Annotated in this window: 20 protein-coding genes; 8 read left to right on the top strand and 12 right to left on the bottom strand. The window is 34.6% G+C overall.

The features are described from left to right. Window positions 1-18: 18 nt before the first annotated feature. Window positions 19-447, top strand: coding sequence for a Rieske (2Fe-2S) protein (locus EYD45_RS10035; RefSeq protein WP_130964407.1), 429 nt, complete (start codon window positions 19-21; stop codon window positions 445-447). 136 nt (window positions 448-583) lie between these two features. On the opposite strand, the gene EYD45_RS10030 is transcribed toward EYD45_RS10035, so the two are convergent. The 9 genes from EYD45_RS10030 to EYD45_RS09990 form a co-directional block, all read right to left on the bottom strand. Next, entirely contained in the window at window positions 584-2032 is a 1449-nt protein-coding gene (locus EYD45_RS10030; protein WP_233702609.1) for an arylsulfatase, read from the bottom strand. A 180-nt stretch (window positions 2033-2212) separates the two neighbouring features. After that, a complete protein-coding gene (locus EYD45_RS10025; RefSeq protein ID WP_130964406.1) occupies window positions 2213-4720 on the bottom strand; it encodes a TonB-dependent receptor in 2508 nt (835 codons plus the stop codon). 324 nt (window positions 4721-5044) lie between these two features. Then, window positions 5045-5455 carry an alternative ribosome rescue aminoacyl-tRNA hydrolase ArfB gene (gene arfB, locus EYD45_RS10020; RefSeq protein ID WP_317127936.1) on the bottom strand — a complete coding sequence of 137 codons (411 nt, stop codon included), beginning with the start codon at window positions 5453-5455 and terminating at the stop codon, window positions 5045-5047. Then, entirely contained in the window at window positions 5455-7002 is a 1548-nt protein-coding gene (locus EYD45_RS10015) for a DUF4301 family protein (protein ID WP_130964405.1), read from the bottom strand. Before EYD45_RS10015 ends, arfB begins: the two co-directional genes overlap by 1 nt. A 5-nt stretch (window positions 7003-7007) precedes the next feature. Next, the gene (locus EYD45_RS10010) at window positions 7008-7571 is read right to left on the bottom strand and encodes an AAA family ATPase (protein ID WP_130964404.1); all 564 of its coding nucleotides are present in this window, start codon (window positions 7569-7571) and stop codon (window positions 7008-7010) included. Next, the gene (pnuC, locus tag EYD45_RS10005) at window positions 7532-8164 is read right to left on the bottom strand and encodes a nicotinamide riboside transporter PnuC (protein ID WP_130964403.1); all 633 of its coding nucleotides are present in this window, start codon (window positions 8162-8164) and stop codon (window positions 7532-7534) included. The genes EYD45_RS10010 and pnuC overlap by 40 nt, the downstream gene beginning before the upstream one ends. After that, a complete protein-coding gene (locus EYD45_RS10000; protein WP_130964402.1) occupies window positions 8148-8408 on the bottom strand; it encodes a thiamine-binding protein in 261 nt (86 codons plus the stop codon). The genes pnuC and EYD45_RS10000 overlap by 17 nt, the downstream gene beginning before the upstream one ends. Further along, window positions 8392-9132: a geranylgeranylglyceryl/heptaprenylglyceryl phosphate synthase gene (locus tag EYD45_RS09995; RefSeq protein WP_130964401.1), complete on the bottom strand. Its 741-nt coding sequence runs from the start codon at window positions 9130-9132 to the stop codon at window positions 8392-8394. Before EYD45_RS09995 ends, EYD45_RS10000 begins: the two co-directional genes overlap by 17 nt. After that, a complete protein-coding gene (locus EYD45_RS09990; RefSeq protein WP_130964400.1) occupies window positions 9132-9758 on the bottom strand; it encodes a 4'-phosphopantetheinyl transferase family protein in 627 nt (208 codons plus the stop codon). Before EYD45_RS09990 ends, EYD45_RS09995 begins: the two co-directional genes overlap by 1 nt. Before the next feature lie 133 nt (window positions 9759-9891). On the opposite strand from EYD45_RS09990, the gene ahcY reads away from it, so the two are divergent. The 3 genes from ahcY (at window position 9892) to EYD45_RS09975 (ending at window position 12987) form a co-directional block, all read left to right on the top strand. Continuing rightward, complete coding sequence (gene ahcY / locus EYD45_RS09985) at window positions 9892-11208, top strand: adenosylhomocysteinase (RefSeq protein ID WP_130964399.1); 1317 nt, start codon at window positions 9892-9894, stop codon at window positions 11206-11208. Between the two features lie 273 nt (window positions 11209-11481). Next, entirely contained in the window at window positions 11482-12519 is a 1038-nt protein-coding gene (locus EYD45_RS09980) for an aldo/keto reductase (protein WP_130964398.1), read from the top strand. 99 nt (window positions 12520-12618) lie between these two features. Continuing rightward, complete coding sequence (locus tag EYD45_RS09975) at window positions 12619-12987, top strand: hypothetical protein (protein WP_130964397.1); 369 nt, start codon at window positions 12619-12621, stop codon at window positions 12985-12987. Window positions 12988-13158: 171 nt separating this feature from the next. On the opposite strand, the gene EYD45_RS09970 is transcribed toward EYD45_RS09975, so the two are convergent. Continuing rightward, window positions 13159-14703 carry an Rne/Rng family ribonuclease gene (locus tag EYD45_RS09970; RefSeq protein ID WP_130964396.1) on the bottom strand — a complete coding sequence of 515 codons (1545 nt, stop codon included), beginning with the start codon at window positions 14701-14703 and terminating at the stop codon, window positions 13159-13161. 316 nt (window positions 14704-15019) lie between these two features. Beyond that, the gene (locus tag EYD45_RS09965) at window positions 15020-15310 is read right to left on the bottom strand and encodes an HU family DNA-binding protein (protein WP_116039361.1); all 291 of its coding nucleotides are present in this window, start codon (window positions 15308-15310) and stop codon (window positions 15020-15022) included. A gap of 143 nt (window positions 15311-15453) precedes the next feature. Between EYD45_RS09965 and mutY the strand changes: the two genes are divergently transcribed. Further along, complete coding sequence (gene mutY, locus EYD45_RS09960) at window positions 15454-16494, top strand: A/G-specific adenine glycosylase (protein WP_130964395.1); 1041 nt, start codon at window positions 15454-15456, stop codon at window positions 16492-16494. A gap of 24 nt (window positions 16495-16518) precedes the next feature. Here mutY and EYD45_RS09955 read toward each other — a convergent pair whose 3' ends face one another. Next, window positions 16519-17163 (bottom strand): hypothetical protein, encoded by a 645-nt coding sequence (locus EYD45_RS09955; protein ID WP_130964394.1) that lies wholly within the window; start codon window positions 17161-17163, stop codon window positions 16519-16521. Window positions 17164-17495: 332 nt separating this feature from the next. Here EYD45_RS09955 and EYD45_RS09950 point away from each other — a divergent pair, with 332 nt between their 5' ends. From EYD45_RS09950 to gldD, 3 genes are read left to right on the top strand one after another with little or no spacing between them, the layout of a single operon-like run. Further along, window positions 17496-17939: a single-stranded DNA-binding protein gene (locus EYD45_RS09950; protein WP_130964393.1), complete on the top strand. Its 444-nt coding sequence runs from the start codon at window positions 17496-17498 to the stop codon at window positions 17937-17939. A 26-nt stretch (window positions 17940-17965) separates the two neighbouring features. After that, the gene (locus EYD45_RS09945) at window positions 17966-19270 is read left to right on the top strand and encodes a gliding motility-associated protein GldE (protein ID WP_130964392.1); all 1305 of its coding nucleotides are present in this window, start codon (window positions 17966-17968) and stop codon (window positions 19268-19270) included. Window position 19271: 1 nt separating this feature from the next. Then, entirely contained in the window at window positions 19272-19862 is a 591-nt protein-coding gene (gldD, locus tag EYD45_RS09940) for a gliding motility lipoprotein GldD (protein WP_130964391.1), read from the top strand. Window positions 19863-19930: the final 68 nt, after the last annotated feature.

Raw genomic sequence — 19930 nt, 5'->3', positions numbered from 1 at the left:
TCTAATTTTCAAGATTTTATGAGAATACTCGTTGCCCTTATCTGTTTGCTGATGTTTAGTACCTGTAGTAGCAATTCGGTAAATGACGAAAACTGCCAGTTTTTACTAGATATTACTGTAAATGAGTCAGTTAATTTAAATTTCCCGCAATACAGTCAATTACAATTTCCAAGCATCCCTACCTATGTTCCAGATATTGGAAATGGCGGTGTTATAGTAACCAATACAGGTAGCGGTTTTGCTGCTTTTGATGCGGCAGACCCAAACCGTATACTCGAAGCCTGCTCTATTTTAACCATTGAAGGACTCACCGCTGTGTCCAGTTGCGACGATAAAAACGAATACAATTTATTCACCGGTCTACCGGTTAACAATGGCGATTTAAGATGCTCCCTAAGACGTTACCGTACAGAACTAAACGGCAATATTCTAGTAATTTTTAATTAATTTTTTTGGGCGTTACAACGCTTTATAATCCCTAATATTAAGGTTCTAAAATTTTAGTTGTGGCCTGCGGATAATACCCAGCAAAAAACCTAATATTATTATTTATACTTTGTTGTACTATCGTAACTCACCATGCTTACTTCTTTTCATACCCAAAGCTAAACTCTTTTGAATAGGTGTGTTCCCTTTCCATAATATCGAAAATTTTCTTTACGATTTTTGGGTTTTCGGAAGCAACATTATTTTTTTCACCAACGTCAGAAGCTAAATTATAAAGTTCAATTGGCGCTGCCATATTATTGCTCATATTCAAACGTATGCCTTTCCAATCCCCAAGTCTTACAGCTTGTTTTCCTCCTCTTTCCAAAAATTCCCAATATAAGTAATCGTGGTTTTCTTGTTTTTCTCCCAACAATTCAGGTAAGAGCGATATACCATCTGTATTTTTCGGTATATCAATTTCAGCAATTTCACATGCTGTAGGTAAAAAATCCCAAAAAGCCGATATATGATTAGAGGTAGAATTTGCTTTTATTGTATTTGGCCAGTATGCAATCATAGGTACCCGTATTCCTCCTTCATATAAATCTCGTTTATAACCTCTTAGTTCTGCATTGCTATTAAAATAATCTGGGTCTGCTCCACCCTCCTTATGTGGGCCATTGTCTGAAGTAAATATTATCAAGGTATGATCTGCTATTCCAAGTTCTTCTATTTTTTCTCTAATCTCACCTACTTGCTTATCCAATAGGTAAACCATAGCTGCAAACGCTGTGTAAGGTTCTTTTTGCGAACCATATCCTCCATTTTTGTATTTTTCACCATGATCTATACCCTTGTAGGCTTTCTCAGGTAATAATTTCCCTCTAAATTTTGTCATATATGCTTCTGGAGCAACAAGTTCTGCATGAGGAATAATCGAGGGATAATACATAAAAAAAGTAGTGTCTTTATTCTTTTCCAGAAACGCAATGGCCTTCTCATGAATAACGGAAGGAGCGTAAGCATCTGTTTTTCTTCCTTCATTACCTTTTAATATCTCTTTGGTTTGATTATGCCACAAATGATAGGGATAATAGTTATGGCCTATTCTTTGGCAGTTAAATCCATAAAACTCATCAAACCCTTGATTATTCGGATCTCCTTCAGAAGACGGATAACCTAAGCCCCACTTTCCAAAAGCTCCTGTTACATAGCCTTTAGATTGTAAAAGTTCAGCAACCGTTACCGCTGCTGAGTCTAAGGGATATTGTCCTTCTGGTTTAATCTCTCTATTCCCACGAATGAATGTATGGCCAGTATGCAATCCCGTCATTAAAGCAGAACGAGAAGGCGCACAAACAGTTGAGCCCGAATAATGCTGAGTAAAAAACATACCATCCTTTGATAATTGATCAATATTAGGGGTTGGAAACCTTACTTGACCTGTAAAGCCTAAATCACCATAGCCTAAATCGTCTGCCAAAATGTAAATGATGTTAGGTTTCCGCTTTTCACTAGATTCATCAGCCTTTTTTTGGCTTATACAAGCGGTAATTGTAATTGATAGGATGGCTACAACTAATATTCTTATTACTCGGTTCACATTATATATTTTTTCTTGTGTGTTGCCGCACAACTTTTACGAATATGGGGCGTTTTGATGACTTTCATCCGACACTGAACAAAGTTCGCCAATTTTTCTAGCAAAGTCAAAAATCTACATTCAAAAAAAGCGCAGCCAGTTTAATAACTGACTACGCTTTATAATTCCTAGTGTAAGTTCTTAGAACTTAAAAGTTGCGCCCACTAAAAAGTTTGTGGTTGCCTGTGGATAAAACCCAGCACCTTCAATTGTGGTTACAGTACCAGGGTTTGAAAAATCATCATCAAACGTAAAAAAGAATCCATTTGAGATGTATTTTTCACCAAAAATATTGTTTACTAAACCGGTTAAAACAATAGACTTAAAGACAGTTTTTGGTTTAATCTCATATACTATATTTAAATCGTTTACAAAATAGCTATCTAGTTTAGAGCCTTCTGCATCGATATTACCCATGTATTGTTCCCCAACATATTTACTTAAAAAAGCAATAGCTAAATTAGGTGCTGCATTGTATGTTATAGCATTACCAATAACAACATCTGGAGAAAACGCTATATTGGTCTCTCCTAAATTTTGTAGCACACCATCTCTCTTGAAAAACGTTTCTCTGTTTTTATTAGAACTTAGTGTTGCATTAGGCTGAAACATAAAATCTCCAAAGGTTAAATTAGCTTCCAATTCTAAACCTAAGCGATAACTTTTTCCTGTATTATCTCTTATTTGTGCTCCAGAATTATCCAAAGCTCCTGTAGCAACAAGCTGCTCATTATACGCCATGTAATATGCATTGGCATTAAAACCAATATTATTATTTTGGTATCGCCACCCTAACTCAAAATCGTTAAGCTCTTCGGGTTTAATATCTGGATTGTTTTCAAAATCTCCTCTACTCGGTTCTCTATTTGCTCTAGCATAAGACAAATACACATTACTCTTATCATCTACATTATAGGTTAACCCAAGTTTAGGGTTGAAAAAATTATAGGTTTTGTCAATTTCAAAAAGATCTAAATCAGAGTTAATACCACTAGTTTGGTAATTAATACCACGGTATTGCAAATCGCCATATAAACTTAAATTATCGTTTAAACGATAGGTGAGTTTTGCAAACGCACTAAAATCTTTCTTCTCACCATCACCATCGTAATAGCGGTCTCCAAAATTATTATCAACAGCATACTGCTCCCAAATTAATTCTCCAAAATGATCGCCTTTATAATCGCTATATGATAATCCAGTTATAAGATTAACTCTCTCATCTTTATAGTTAAGGTTTGCGTTAATTACATAAAAGTCATTATCCAACCATCGGCGTCTTATATAGTCTTGAGAACTTATAGTTTCACCGTTTACCGTAATAGGATCTTTACCTATAAAATCAAAAGAAGCATCATCAGCAAAAAACACATTAGAGTAATAATAATTATCTACATATTCTTCAAAAAAACCACGCCCATAAGTGTAGTTTAAACCAAGGTTGGTAGACCAATTATTATTCCATCTTTGGTTCCAATGTAGTTGGTAATGGTCTTGCTTATAATTATCTACTTGATTTTCGTAAAACCCTTCAAAATTACCATCATCGTCTAACTGAATACCACTAATATTGTACCTTCTATTTTCATCAATATTCGGATTTGCACCAACCGCAGAAACATCAACAGGATTAAAACCGTACCATGATTGGTATGTAATTTCATGACCACCAAATACAATAGCCTTTATTAGAGTACCATTATTTATATAACTTCCTTGCACAAAGTAACTCTTTAAATCTGAAGTCGCTCTATCGATATAACCATCAGATTTTATTTGAGATAAACGTCCTGCCAATTCAAAATGGTCATTTAATAAACCCGTACTAAATTTTACATTATGGCGTCTAGTATTAAAACTACCGAAACTATGTGAGGTGTCGCCTGAACTTTCGCTTTTTACTGCATCTGTTAGAATATTAATGCTCGCTCCAAATGCACCTGCACCATTTGTTGAACTACCAACACCACGTTGCACTTGTAAATTCTCAACAGAAGACGAAAAATCCTGTAGATTCACCCAAAAAGTTCCTAAACTTTCGGCATCGTTGTAGGGTATTCCATTAATAGTAACATTGGTTGAAGCGCCACTTACACCTCTCACACGAATACCAGTGTAACCAATACCTGCACCAGCATCACTAGTAGTAACTACTGAAGGTAAATAGTTGAGCAGTACAGGAATATCTTGCCCTAAATTTCGTTTTGCCAATTCTTCTTTAGACACGTTGGAGTGAGTAATAGGCGAATCTGCATCTACCCTTACTGCCTTTACCAAAACTTCGTCTAGTTTTTCAGGCTCTTTATCAATTTGCACATTTAGTTCTAAATCTGCGTCTAAATAGAAAGATCTTTCAATTGTTGATGGTCCCATATAGCTAAACACCAACGTATATTGTCCTTTAACTAATTCTAGCTGATACTTACCACTAAAATCAGTTACAGTGTTAGTACTTGTACCTTTCACTAGAACACTTACTCCTGGAAGTGGCTCCCCTTTCTCTGTTTTAAAAATTCCAAATACTTTAAAATTGTCTTGCGCATGAATTTCCGAGCTCAAAAACAAAATACTTAGAGATAAAAATAAAATGATTTTTTGATGAGATTCCTGCCTTCGCAGGAATGACAAATTTTTGAATAAATTTTTCATATCGATTATGAGTTTTATAATCGAATAAAAAGAGGTAATTATTCTTTAAGTTAATAAAATTGTTTTTAAAAGATGAGATGCTGAAACAAGTTCAGCATAACAGCATCTTAATTTCCTAAACAGCATTACCTGTTCTAGGTTCAATGGGTATGATCTCAGCCGTAGAAATTTTAGATTTTAGAATTACGATGTTAGATTCTTGAACTGTAAGTTCGTTAATCCTCAATCGAACATCATCAATCATCAATTCGTTAGCACCCCTTTTTGAGAACGATGCAAATGTAAGAACGAATTCTTAATTATAAATGTTAAATCATGGATTTTTTAATCCACATCAGGCTTCTTTCTATTTGCCTTTTTTTCAGATTGATAGCGTTTGTTCTTTAATCGCTTTCTTATTACCACTTTTGGAATTTTAGTTGGGATACGCTCTTTTTCTTCAACCAAAGAGGATTTAACAAGCTCCAAAAAACGTTGAATTACTATGGCTTTATTTTTATGCTGACTTCGAGATTCGCCACATTGCATTATTAACAGCCTCTCCTTCGTCAATCGTGATTGCAGGTTTTCCTGAAGCAATAATTTTTGAGCTTCATCAAGCACTAAAGATGCCTTTACATCAAATAAAAGCTCAACTTTTGAAGCCACTTTATTTACATGCTGACCTCCACTACCAGAACTCCTGATAGCTTTAAAGTTTAACTCTTTAATTAAGGCTTCTTCATCAAACATCATTAACCTTGGTGAGCTGGTTTTAATAAGTCATTTACAGTTTTTACAGGATTAAAAGTTTCCACGGGTACTTCAACGAAAATGGAGTTCCAATGTGCCATACTGCCATTCCATAGCCCAGGAAGTTCTAAAGCTTGTATATCTACTCCGTTTTGGGTTTTCTTAGTGATAAATGCCGCTTCAGGATCAACATAATCCATTAAATTAAACTTTTCACCTTTATAGTTTTTCACACCACAAACCAAATCCGTCGGGTTGAAGTGAGACGCTTTGTAAACAATGGATTGCTGTTGTTTTTTGCTAAAATCTATCTGAGCAAATTCTACTATTTGAAGTGATATTTCACCGTTTTCATCTTTAACCCAAAACGGACCGCCACCCGGTTCTCCTTCATTCTTAACCATACCACATACGCGAATAGGACGATCAAATTTACTTCTTAGGTAATTTACTTTTTCTTCAAAACTAAAACTTCCAAAATCGGGATCAATATAGACGTTTAGTTGCTTTCTTAAAAAATAGGCCATAGCGGTAATGTCTGCCTCGTCTACATTTCCATTATCCAGCTGATTTAAATACTCAAATACTTGGTTTTGCATTTTCAATAACACTCCAGCCAGTAATTTCTTGTACTTGGAGTCTTGTTCATTCTTTGCTTTCACAACAATATTATCGATGTTTTTTATAAAAAAAATATCGCTATCCAAATCATTTAAATTCTCTAAAAGGGCTCCATGTCCGCCTGGTCTAAACAAAATAGACCCGTCATCGTTTCTAAACACCTCATCATCTTTTGTTAAGGCCAATGTTTCAGTAGCCTCTTTTTGGTATGAAAAAGAAACGTTGAAATTAATGTCACCTTCTTTTTCTAAATCTGCTTTTACTTTTTCAAGTTCTTTCAAAAAATAGCTGTGATGTTTTTCAGAAACCGTAAAATGCAAGTTTGCATTTCCTTTTGATGATGCATACAAAGTAGACTCAAACAAATGCTCCTCAAATGCAGTTATACATTGGTTTTCATACTTATGAAATGGCAACAACCCTTTGGGAAAGAAACTATAATTCAAACCATTTTCATCTAGCATTGTTTTCACAAATTGATAGTATTGCTCTTCAAGACTTAAACTTTCAAAATTTGGAATGTGTTCATTTATGTTGGTACGAACCTCATCGTAAAACGGAAACTCTTTAAGATTTGAGACAAATGTTTCTATTAAATCATCACCATACTTTTCAACATACTTTTTTATATTGTCTTTTGACGCGTTAAATCGATTTAAAAACTGAAACAAAAACTTGAACATTCTTGTAGCCGCTCCAGAAGCTGGTACAAATTTTAAAATATCATTTTGCTCTTTTTGGTCTTCATATAACTGTACAAGGCTATCGATTTCGTTACCTTTGTAAGCGTGTATTCCTCTGCCAATTGTTGCCGCAGCAAGCAGTTTAGAATGCGTCATTCCATTTTTTAAACGGTCAATTTGGGCATTAACATGGTCTAAAGTAATGCCTTTGTTATATATTTGTTCAATGTCCTTTTCTGAAAACATATATTTTATTTTTTAAGCAATTTGTCAATATGGGCTACAGCTGTTTCAAGACGTTCTTTTTTATTTCCTTTCAATAAAACATAAGGTCTTTTATGCTTTATTAATTCATCTTCAAACGCTTTGAACATCACCTCCCTTTCATTAGGTTTATCTCGTAAATCGTCTGCTTCCCATGGAATGTCAATATAGGTTAAAAAATACAAATCGTAAGTATTTTCCAATGCGTATTTTTCAAGAACAGGGTCGCAATTCCCTAGGTAATATGCTTCGGAATAAACCTTAGTTTCTAGCAAATCTGTATCACAAATTAAAACGGTATCGGTCTTTTTAGCGAGCTCATTTTCAAGTTTCATCTGCCCTTCTGCAATCGGCAATAAGTCTTTAGGTTCACAAGTTTTACGTTCGTTATTCCATTTGTTTTGAAGGTATTCGCGGGCATACTCTGGCACCCAAACCGAGTTATAATATCGTGCAAGTTGCCTAGACAAGGTTGTCTTGCCTGTAGATTCAGGACCAAACAACACAACTTTTATGCAGGTGCTAAATTCTTGTTTATACTTTTCTTCCATGCCATATATCCTTGGATGGCTAATATAGTAAAGATTAAATATTGTAGTGATAACATACCCCAACCCCTATATGCATACAAGGGCACTGTAATAATATCAGCAAAAATCCATAGTGTCCAGTTTTCCAATTTTTTGTTTGCCATAAACCACATAGCCGTAAAAAATACCCCTGAGGTAAAAATATCGATGTAATTTGATGGGGTGATTTCCGTCCCATATCCTTTATAAACCAGATAAGTGACTACCATGGTTAACAAAAACATCCCAAACCCAATAAGCTTCTCTTTAGTGTTTGTTCTGGAAATGGGTACCACAAATTTATTCTCTTTCTTTCTCGACCAGTTCCACCAGCCATAGATGCTCATTACCGAATAGTAAAAATTCATCATCATGTCTCCCATCAATTCATCTTGTAAAAAGATGTAAACTGTAATGATAGTTGCCACCAAACCTGTTGGATACACCAAAATATTCTCTCTTTTAGCATAAACCACACTGGCAATTCCAAAAACAAATGCAATGGCTTCAAGGACAATTAATGTTGTTTCCCTATTTCGATATGGCTCTAGAAAGAAATCAAAAATGGGGTTCATAACCGTGTCTGTCAGATTTAACGATTTTCATGTAAAGCAACCCGCGTTCTACAAGTTCGAAAGCTTCTTTTATTTCTGAAGTTAATAATTTCATCACTTCATCATAATCGCCATACACTTGGGTACTCAAAGGGTTTTCAAGCACTTTTAAATTTGAAGCTCTTAATTTTTTTATAAAATGAATGATTGCAGGCTCATAATCGTCATGCAATGGTGTTAATGTTAATTCAACTGATATTTTCATAGTTATCTTTTAGTTCTTCAAAAAACGATTCATCTTCTTCAAACGCCGTTCCAACCACCACTATATTTGCTCCAGCTCCATATGCGTTTTCTACTTGAGCCTTGGTTTTAATCCCACCACCAATAATCAAAGGAATGCTCAATTCATTTTTTACCGCTTTAACAATCTCCTTTGTTAGTGGCAGTTTAGCACCGCTTCCAGCTTCCAAGTACATCAATTTCATTCCTAATAATTCTCCTGCTTTTGCAGTATCAATTATAGTCTGTATGTTGCTTCTTGAAATGCCTTCAGTATTTGTTACTTCTGAAACCGCTGTTTTTACGCCACTTTCAATTAAAATATATCCTGTGGGTATCACTTCCAGATTCATATGTCTCAATTTAGAAACTGCTTCAACATGTTTCCCAATTAAATACTCAGGATTTCTTCCTGATAATAACGACAAGAACAACAGCGCATCTGCCTTTTCTGTAATTTGATAAACATCTCCCGGAAATATTATAATCGGTAAGTCTGTGTACTTTTTTATTTCGCCCACTAAAGCCTCGGTAGTATATTCATCAACAGTGCTTCCACCTACAAAAATGTGAGTAGCCATCGAAACATTTACCTTTTTAATAAAACTTTCGGCATTTCCGAAGGCAAACTTATCAGGATCAATCAATACTGCAAACAAGCGTTCACCTTTACCAATAGCTTTTAATATGTTTTTATAAACACTCATTACGCAATGGCATAGGCACAAGTGAAACCTTCAAACTCAAAAAATTCAATATTATATCGCTTTTTCGCTTCTTTATAATCAATCCAAGCCATAGTTTCAGCATCATCCATATTAAAAGGAATCACTAAACAATGATCCTTAAAACTCAGTCCAGGCTTACAATACAGTTTATACAAGGACTCCTTTACACACCAAATCACTGTTAATTTATTAATGTAATCGTCTGTGTTTTTATCTAGATAATCAAACTCGTAGTCTACAAATTTATGTGCTATAACCGCTATTTTTTTGCGTTGTTTCTCTACATCAATTCCAATAATAGAATCACTAATAATTACCGCAGAAAAGTTAAACGAATGCGATATTGAAATTTGCTTTCCGTCTTTTAAATGAGGTTTACCAAATTCATCATAAAACAAATCTTTATCTGTATATCCAAACTCTTGTAGCAACCATCTTACGCTTAAAAAACCACGTTGGTGCAGTTCGCTTTTCATGCCTAAAACACGTTCCAACGCATTGGGTTTTAAATTTACTTTGGCCAATAATTCATCATAAGACTCTGTTATCTTCCAGATTTTAACAGTAGTTTGTGAATTTGGATGAATGGTTTTGTACAATGGCATTTAATATTCTAAAACTTAATGGTTATCTTTGCACCGCCTAAGGAGGATTACATATTTTGGTAAGCGAATTTAACCAAAATACCCACTAATCCCAATCAACTTTAGGTTTTTAAATAAAAGAAAAAAAGTTACTATGAGTACAAAAACAATTCCTTACGTTTCACACAAAGTAAAAGATATTACACTTGCCGATTGGGGGCGAAAAGAAATAGAGTTAGCCGAAGCTGAAATGCCTGGGCTAATGAGTTTACGTGAAGAATACAAAAACGAGCAACCCTTAAAAGGGGCGCGTATTGCTGGATGTTTACACATGACCATTCAAACAGCAGTATTGATTGAAACTTTACAGGCTTTAGGTGCAGAAGTTACATGGAGCTCCTGTAATATTTTCTCAACACAAGATCAAGCGGCTGCTGCCATTGCTGCCGCGGGAACTGCAGTATATGCTTGGAAAGATATGACTGAAGAAGAGTTTGACTGGTGTATTGAGCAAACACTTTTCTTTGGAGAAGACAGACAGCCTTTAAACATGATTTTGGATGATGGTGGTGATTTAACCAACATGGTTTTAGACAAATACCCAGAACTAGTTTCAGGTATCAAAGGTTTGAGTGAAGAGACCACTACTGGTGTGCACAGGTTGTACGAGCGTGTTAAAAATGGAACGCTGCCATTGCCGGCCATTAACGTGAACGATTCTGTTACAAAATCTAAATTCGATAACAAATATGGCTGTAAGGAAAGTGCGGTGGATGCTATCCGTCGCGCAACCGATATTATGCTAGCCGGAAAACGCGTTGTAGTTTGTGGTTATGGTGATGTTGGTAAAGGTACTGCGGCATCATTTAGAGGTGCAGGTAGTATTGTAACCGTTACTGAAATAGATCCTATTTGTGCATTACAAGCGGCAATGGATGGTTTTGAAGTTAAAAAACTAGAAACTGTTGCTCCAGTTGCGGATATTGTTATTACAACTACAGGAAATAAAGATATTGTGCAAGCGCAACATTTTGAAGCTTTAAAAGACAAAGCCATTGTGTGTAACATTGGGCATTTTGATAATGAAATTGATATGGCTTGGTTGAATGAAAATCATGGACATACCAAAAACACCATAAAACCACAAGTTGATAAATACACCGTAAACGGAAAAGATATTATCATTCTTGCTGAAGGTAGATTAGTAAATCTTGGTTGTGCTACTGGCCACCCAAGTTTTGTAATGAGTAACTCTTTTACCAACCAAACTCTTGCGCAAATCGAGCTTTGGAACAATAGCGATCAATATGAAAACGATGTATATATGCTACCAAAGCACTTAGATGAAAAAGTAGCAAAACTACATCTTGCTAAAATTGGTGTTGAGCTTACAGAACTTCGCAAAGACCAAGCCGAATATATTGGTGTAAAAGTTGAAGGCCCATTTAAGCCAGAATACTACAGATACTAGTATAGATTACTAGATATTTAGAATATTAGATAAAATCCCAAACATTGCTGTTTGGGATTTTTCTATTTGCACGCCTGCCAGCCTGCAGACAGGTTAACACTCCCGATAGCTATCGAAATCGGGATTTCAAACATGATGCCTATTAAGCGGTAAACGAAGTATTAATTCCTTAAGACATAAAAAGCCGTTAAAATCTAAAAAATAGAAGTAGCTGTTTTTTATCTTTGCAAATCTCTAAAACGTCTAATAATCTAAAGTATCTAAGAGTCTACCATGAAATACACAACACTGCCAAATACCGATATAAAAGTTAGCAAAATATGTTTGGGCTCCATGACTTGGGGCAATCAAAATACAGAGGCCGAAGGACATGAACAATTAGATTATGCCTTTAATAATGGTATAAATTTTATAGATACCGCAGAATTATATCCTGTACCAGCAAGTGCTGAAACCCAAGGGAGAACCAGTGAAATCATCGGTACATGGTTAAAGAAAAATGGCAATAGAGATAAGGTTGTAATTGCCTCAAAAATTGCAGGGAATGGCGACTATACAGCGCATATAAGAACAACAGGATTTAGTAAATCATCTATTATTGAAGCTATTGATGCAGAATTGATACGTCTTCAAACTGATTATATTGATTTGTACCAGTTGCATTGGCCAGAACGTGAAACCAATACCTTTGGCACTAGAGATTATAAGCACAACCCAAATGATACATGGGAAGATAACTTTAACGAAATTTTAAGTACGTTGCAAACTCAAATTGAGGCTGGAAAAATTAGGCACATTGGGCTGTCTAATGAAAAAGCTTGGGGTACAATGCGCTATTTAGAAGAAAGTAAAGCGAATAACTTACCGCGCCCCATTACCATACAAAATGCCTATTCTTTATTGTGCAGAACTTTTGAGGGAGATTTAGCCGAGGTGTCTTTAAGAGAAAATATCGGTTTATTAGCTTACTCGCCAATGGCATTTGGCGTGCTTTCAGGAAAGTATATAAAAGGTAATGCTGCAGATAACGCACGATTAAAATTATTCCCAAGGTTTGCACGTTACAGCAGCGAACAAGCAACAGAAGCTGCTAAACAGTATTTAAAAATAGCTGAGGATAATGGTTTAACTCTAGCCCAAATGGCTTTAGCATTTGTAAATCAGCGTCCGTTTGTTACCAGTAATATTATTGGAGCTACCAATTTAGAGCAGCTTAAAGAGAACATCGACAGTATTGATGTAGATTTGAGTGATACTGTTTTAGAGCAAATTAATGAGGTGCATGGTGCTATTCCTAATCCTGCGCCGTAATTTTAGTAACTATTTTGACGGCATACGCAACCTTTAACTGGATTGGACATCTACATACTATAGATATACATCAAATTAATAATGAAAAAGCTAATATTTTTGTCAATAATTTTCTTTGTTTGTTCATGCAACGATGATGATAGGATAGATAACGATTTAATCATTAATTATAATGGATGTGTTAATTTATCAGATACAAAATTTACGATTTGTTTAGATTCTATACAGGACTCTAGATGCCCTACTGGTTTGGTTTGTGTTTGGGAGGGAGATGCTGCCACTTATTTCAGTCTAGATAATGGTCAAAATATAAAATCCATTACACTTCACACAAATACTATTTTTCAACAAGACACTTTAATTGATGGATTAAGGATTAAACTATTAGATGTTTCTCCTTATCCAGATAAAAATGTGGAGCCAGATATTAGTAAATATAAGGCTCGGATAGAGGTTATTCGAGAGTAGGCGTTTTTAACTTTTTGAAATATAACTTTTTCTGGTACAGCAGATTAGGGATTGAGATATTTGTTGGAGCTCCCGACAACGGAGGAGCGACTAGTGAAAGCCCGACCCCTTTTTCGGGGTAACGCCCAAAAAGCAAAAAACCCGCAACTTTAAAAAGTAGCGGGTTTTTAATTATTTAATTCGATTACCATCTTTATCAAAAAAGTGGTACTCTAAATATGTGTAAGCATCGCGGGGTAAAACTTTAACCCATTTTTTGTGTTCTAAAAACCATTTAGAACGTATAGATGGAAAGCCTTTGGTTAAAAAGGCCGCTATAAAAGGATGTGTGTTTAAAGTCAACTTTTTATAGTCTTTTTTAAATAGTCTTTCAAGATCTTGGTTAATTTTTTGCACTATACTTATTGGTGCCTCAACCTCTGCGCCGTTTAAACCGTTGGGGTTTTCCTCTCGGGTTTTTATATTCATTTCTGGGCGTGTACGTTGTCTTGTAATTTGTATCAAACCAAATTTACTTGGTGGCAGTATTTTGTGTTTTGCTCTATCGTCCTTCATTTCTTCACGAAGGTGGTTAAAGAGCTTCTGCCTGTTTTCAGACCTTGTCATGTCAATAAAATCAATTACTATGATGCCGCCCATATCGCGTAAACGCAGTTGGCGTGCAATTTCTGTAGCTGAAATTAAATTAACTTCTAAGGCTGTTTCCTCTTGGTTATTGGATTTGTTAGATCTGTTACCGCTGTTTACATCTATAACATGGAGTGCTTCGGTGTGTTCTATGACCAAATAGGCACCTTTTGTCATGGAAACGGTTTTTCCAAATGAGGTTTTTATCTGTCTTTCAATCCCGAATTTTTCAAAAATCGGAACTTTAGATTGATATAATTTAACTATTGATTCTTTTTTAGGTGCAATTTCTTGCAAGTAATCTTTAATTTGGTAGTACAGTGTTTCATCATCAACTGTTATCCCTGTAAAGGTGTCGTTAAATATGTCTCGTAAGATAGACGAGGCTTTATTCATTTCTCCTAATACTTTACTGGGGTGATGTGCTCTGTACAATTTTTTACACATTGCATTCCATCGCTGGAGCAAATTTTGTAAATCTTTATCTAATTCGGCTACTTTTTTGCCTTGTGCTACCGTACGAACAATAATACCAAAACCTTGCGGCGTGATACTTTTTACCAATCGTTTTAAGCGGTCTTTCTCTTCGCGCGAATCTATTTTTTGTGAAATAGAGATTCGGTTGGAAAAAGGCATTAAAACGATATATCTACCGGCTATGGACAACTCTGAAGTTATTCGTGGGCCTTTTGTAGATATTGGTTCTTTTACTACTTGTACGAGTAGCGATTGATTGGATTTTAAGGCGTCGGTAATTTTACCGTCTTTCTCAATATCCTTTTCAAATGGGAAGTTTTTTAAAGAAAAATCTTTTAGTTTACCTGTGCTTACACGTTTGGTGAATTTTAAAAGAGAAGGTAATTTAGGCCCTAAATCATGATAGTGCAAAAATGCATCTTTATCATACCCTACATTTACAAATGCAGCGTTTAGTCCTGGAACCGTTTTCCGTATTTTAGCGATAAACACGTCGCCAACCGAAAAATTGTTATCATCTTCATCCTTTTGTAATTCAATAAGTTTTCCATCTTTTAATAAGGCAAAATCAACAGCTTCTGAATTAGATCGAATAATCAATTCTTTATCCATTGTGTTAATTTTTATCCCAATAATAATTATCGGAATGGATTAAACATTATTTTTTCACAGGATTTTAATCCGTGGAGTTCAAAACACACCTATTACAGTGCTAAAAATTTATGAACTCATTTCAAAGAACTTTGTTGTGTTTTCAAACAAAAAAAGTAGCTATACTAACTACTTTTTCTGCCTATTTTTTCTTTTTGTGACGGTTAGCGCGTCTACGTTTTTTACGCTTATGCGTCGCTACCTTATGTCTTTTGCGTTTTTTACCACTTGGCATAAATAGTGTCTTTTTAAATTAATAATTTATTTTAAATGCTTTTTACTTAACCTCAACGTTAGTTTTAACACCCTCAACAAAAACTTTTGCAGGTTTAAATGCTGGTATGTTATGAGCTGGGATTTTTATAGTAGTGTTTTTAGAAATATTTCTTCCTGTTTTTTCTGCTCTTGTTTTAATGATGAAGCTTCCAAAACCTCTTAAATATACATTATCTCCACTTTCTAAAGATGTTTTTACTTCTTCCATAAAAGATTCAACAGTTGCTTGAACATCTCCTTTTTCAATTCCTAATTTTTCAGAAATTTTTGCTACTAAATCAGCCTTTGTCATTTTTATTTCTTTTTAATATTCGGGTTATATAAATTTTATAAAGGGATGCAAATATATGCATTTAATATTCAATATTTCAAACCTAATTCACTAAAATTTAAGATTATAAACGTTTATTTTAGCACTTGGTAGAAAATAAATGCATGTCGTTTTCAAAAATTTTAACACGCTGGTATTCAGTTAATAAGAGAAATTTACCGTGGCGTGAAACAAAAAATCCGTATTTTATTTGGCTCTCAGAAATTATTTTGCAGCAAACCCAGGTAAAACAAGGCCTGCCATATTATGAAGCATTTATTACCAAGTTTCCTACGGTTTTTGATCTTGCAAAAGCTGATGAAAGCGAGGTGTTAAAACTATGGCAGGGACTAGGCTATTATTCCCGCGCGAGAAACCTGCATTTTACCGCAAAATATGTAGTAGATGAATTGAATGGTGCGTTTCCGAACACCTATAAAGAACTTTTAAAATTGAAAGGTGTTGGTGATTACACCGCCAGTGCCATTGCATCTATTTGTTACGATGAGTCAACTGCTGTGGTGGATGGTAATGTATATCGTGTACTATCGCGTTGTTTTGGGATAGATACCCCTATTAATTCCACTAGCGGTATAAAAGAATTCAAGGCGTTAGCTCAAGAATTGATTGATACAAAAGATCCTGCCACGTTTAATCAAGCCATAATGGAGTTTGGCGCTACCCAATGTAGACCCAAAAACCCTGATTGTATGTTTTGTCAGTTTCAGGAAAAGTGTATCGCCTATAATGAAGGAAAAGTTGATACACTACCCGTAAAACTAAAAAAGCTAAAAGTAAAGCAGCGGTATTTTAATTTTTTGGTGTTCCTGTCAGAAGACAAACAAACGGTTTTGGAAAAGCGGGAAGGCAAAGGGATTTGGCAGAATTTATACCAGTTTCCTTTAATTGAAACCGAAAAGTCGCTCGAGTATGACGCGTTTTTGAAATTGGTGAAAACACATCCCTATCTAAAAAACAAAACGTTTGAATTACGGCAATATAATAATGCGCCCAAAGTACATAAACTGTCTCATCAACATTTGAACACTACGTTTTGGACCGTTACCACAGAGTCTGTTGAAAATGGAATTCCTTTTGAAAACATTACAGATTATCCTGTACCCATTTTGATTGGGAAGTTTATTGAGGGGTTTGGGGGCTTTTAGCTCAGTTCTTTGCAATACATTTATTTATAATGCAGAACAATAATTAAAAATTAGCACATTATTGATATACATCTTTTCCTTCAATTCATTAAAGGCTTTAAAAAACTCTTGGTTAACAGATTCTAATTCGTTGTTGTAATATTTTTCAATTAAAGAATTCAAATTCATCTTTATTTTTTTAATATCTGCTTTCATACTAAAATCAACAATAGAGATATTACAATTTTCAGCTAATCTATAATCAATTCCTTCTTTTTGGAATTTTTTTACTCCAATTAAATTATAAACTCTTTCATTTTCAATTAATAAAATCTTGTCTCCAACTCCAAATTGTTTTTTTTCAAACAATTTTACATCTATTATTTTTTCGGGACTAAACTTTATTCTATTTCTTGGTAGAAAAAAGTCTAATTCAAAACTTTCAGATAAATTCAAACTATGAACTTCTGTGTATATATAAGGTGTATTATGGAATTCTCTGGAAAAATAATTCAAAAATGATTCTTTGTCACTTTTAAAACCATCTGAATATGTATAATGATAAACATAACCCCTTATTTTTTCATTTCCATTTTGTAATTCTATTTTATATCTAAAAGCTAATCCAGTATCTGCATATGAATTTATACTTAGAATTAATAAAAAAGTTAGAATTAATAATTGTCTCATCTAATAATTTGATAACTATTTTACCACAACGTAATTAACACAATTGCGTTCATCATCAAATATAACCAAATCTTCAATTCAGAATTAGTTTTAATTTTAGGCTTGTGCAGAAAGTAAAAACGTTCATCTTTTTTAAATAGTTAGTAAATAGGTCCGCGTTAGGGATTGCAGCGGCATCCTTTTTTGAGGCACGAGAAAAAGATATAGCGAAAAGCCCGACCCTTTGGGGAACGCCCAAAAAGTAAACATATCTTAAAATAGTCGCATTTTTTTATTAATTTTAGAACAATGCAATATGAATGCGTATTTTTGCGCTCTTAAAAACAAAAATTATGGCTGGGTCTTTAAACAAAGTAATGTTGATTGGCAACTTAGGGGATGATGTGAAAATGCATTATTTTGAAGGTGGTGGCTGTGTAGGGCGTTTTCCTTTGGCTACCAGTGAAACCTACATGAGCAAGCAAACCAATGAGCGTATTACAAATACGGAGTGGCACAATATTGTGGTGAGAAATAAAGGTGCAGAAATTTGTGAAAAGTACTTAAGCAAAGGCGACAAAGTATATATTGAAGGACGAATAAAAACAAGAAAATGGACGGATGATAAGGGCAATGACAGGTATTCCACAGAAATTCAATGTACCGATTTTACCTTTTTAACTACAAAGAAGGACAATGAATCTAATGCTGCAAGTGCATCTGCGCCAAATAACCCTGCCGTAAATGAACCTTCCCCAAGTCAATCCACTCCCGATGATGATGACTTACCATTTTAATTCAAGTATAACTAAAACCAAAGTAATTGGATTCTGAACCCCCGAGTTTACAAATTTTACTTTTAGCAATTGACATTTCAGTTGTATCTGGGTTTGTATTACTGTTTGTACTCCTGTGCTGTTCTGCATTAATTTCTGGCGCCGAAGTTGCTATGTTTTCGCTTACCAAAACTGATATTGACACGCACCCAGAGGCTGAGAGCAGGCCTTTTAAAATTATTCTTCAGCTTTTAGAACGTCCTAAAAAATTATTGGCAACCATACTGGTTGCAAACAATTTTATAAATATAGCGGTAGTGCTTTTGTTTGCCTATTTGGGCGATTTTATTTTTGGTGATGTTACAAACCCAACGGTGAAATTTATCTTGGAAGTCATCGTAGTTACCTTCTTAATTTTACTATTTGGGGAAATTTTGCCAAAGATTTATGCCAGTAGAAACAACTTAAAGTTTGCCAGTATTATGGCTTACCCTTTAAAAGTTTTGGATGTATTGCTATCTCCAATAAGTTTACCCATGCGTAGCACAACCTTGGGTATTCATAAAAGATTGGGAAGACAGAAATCGAATTTAAGTGTTGACCAATTGTCCCAGGCTCTGGAATTAACAAGTCATGAAGACACTTCAAAAGAGGAAAAGAAAATTTTACAAGGTATTGTATCTTTCGGAAACACCGATACGAAGCAGGTTATGCGTCCTAGGATTGACATTTTTGCTTTAAATATTGAGCAAAAATATGCTGAAATCATCCCTGAAATCATCGAGAATGGGTATTCACGAATTCCGGTGTATGAAGAAAATGTCGATCAAATAAAAGGTATTCTTTATGTAAAAGATTTATTGCCATACATTGACAGAAAACAATTTGATTGGACAAGTTTATTAAGAGAACCGTTTTTCGTCCCGGAGAATAAAAAGTTGGATGATTTGATGGCTGAGTTCCAAGAAAAGAAAGTGCATTTAGCTGTTGTGGTTGATGAATATGGTGGCACTTCAGGATTGATTTCATTGGAAGATATTATTGAAGAAATAGTAGGAGACATTAGCGATGAATTTGATGACGAAGATTTAAACTACTCTAAACTTGATGACAAAAACTATGTGTTTGAAGGTAAAACAGCTTTAAAGGATTTTTACAAAGTGATTAAGCTTGAAGACGACGCGATTTTTGAAGATGAAAAGGGCGAAGCAGAAACCATCGCGGGCTTTGTTTTAGAAATTTCAGGAAGCTTCCCGAAATTGCAATCTAAAATATTTTTTAGAGATTACGTTTTTACAATAGAGGCAATGGATAAAAAGCGCATAAAGCGCGTAAAAGTTACAATCAATTAATATGAAAGTTAAATTTGGGGTTTTATTGATTTTACTTTTGATGATGGCATCTTGTGGAAATGAAGATTACGTGCCTAAACCCAAAGCCTTTTTAAGATTAGATTACCCAAAAGCATCTTATAAAATGCAAAGGTTATCAAAAATGCCTGTAGCTTTTGAAGTAAGTAGCTTGGTAAATGATCTTAAAGTAAAACCCTTGCAAAGTACCACTGAAAGTTATGGGGCCAACTTGGAATATAAGCCCTTAAAAGCAACACTTTTTTTAACCTATAAGGCTATTGATGGGAGCGAAAAAAATCTAAACGATTTTTTAAAGGACGCTCAAAAACTTACTTTGGAACATACAAAGAAAGCTGATGAAATTCCTGTGTATCCATATGAAAACAAAGCGCGCAAAGTATATGGTATGTTATCAGAAGTAAAAGGAGATGCCGCATCGCCAGCACAGTTTTATGTTACTGATAGTGTGAATCACTTTCTAACGGGTTCGTTATATTTTCGTGTAAAGCCTAATTATGATTCTATTTTACCTGCTGCAAATTATCTTCAAAAAGATATTCAACGCATTATGGAAACTATAGAATGGCAATAAAAAAGCTTCCCTTTTCAAGGAAGCCTTAACATTTCAACACTTAATTTTAAAAAAGCCTCAACGCATAA

The organism is Hyunsoonleella flava (genome assembly GCF_004310325.1).
Taxonomy (GTDB): Bacteria; Bacteroidota; Bacteroidia; order Flavobacteriales; family Flavobacteriaceae; genus Jejuia; species Jejuia flava.
The sequence above is the reverse complement of the archived record's forward strand: the minus strand, read 5'-3'. Positions and strand labels throughout refer to the sequence as shown.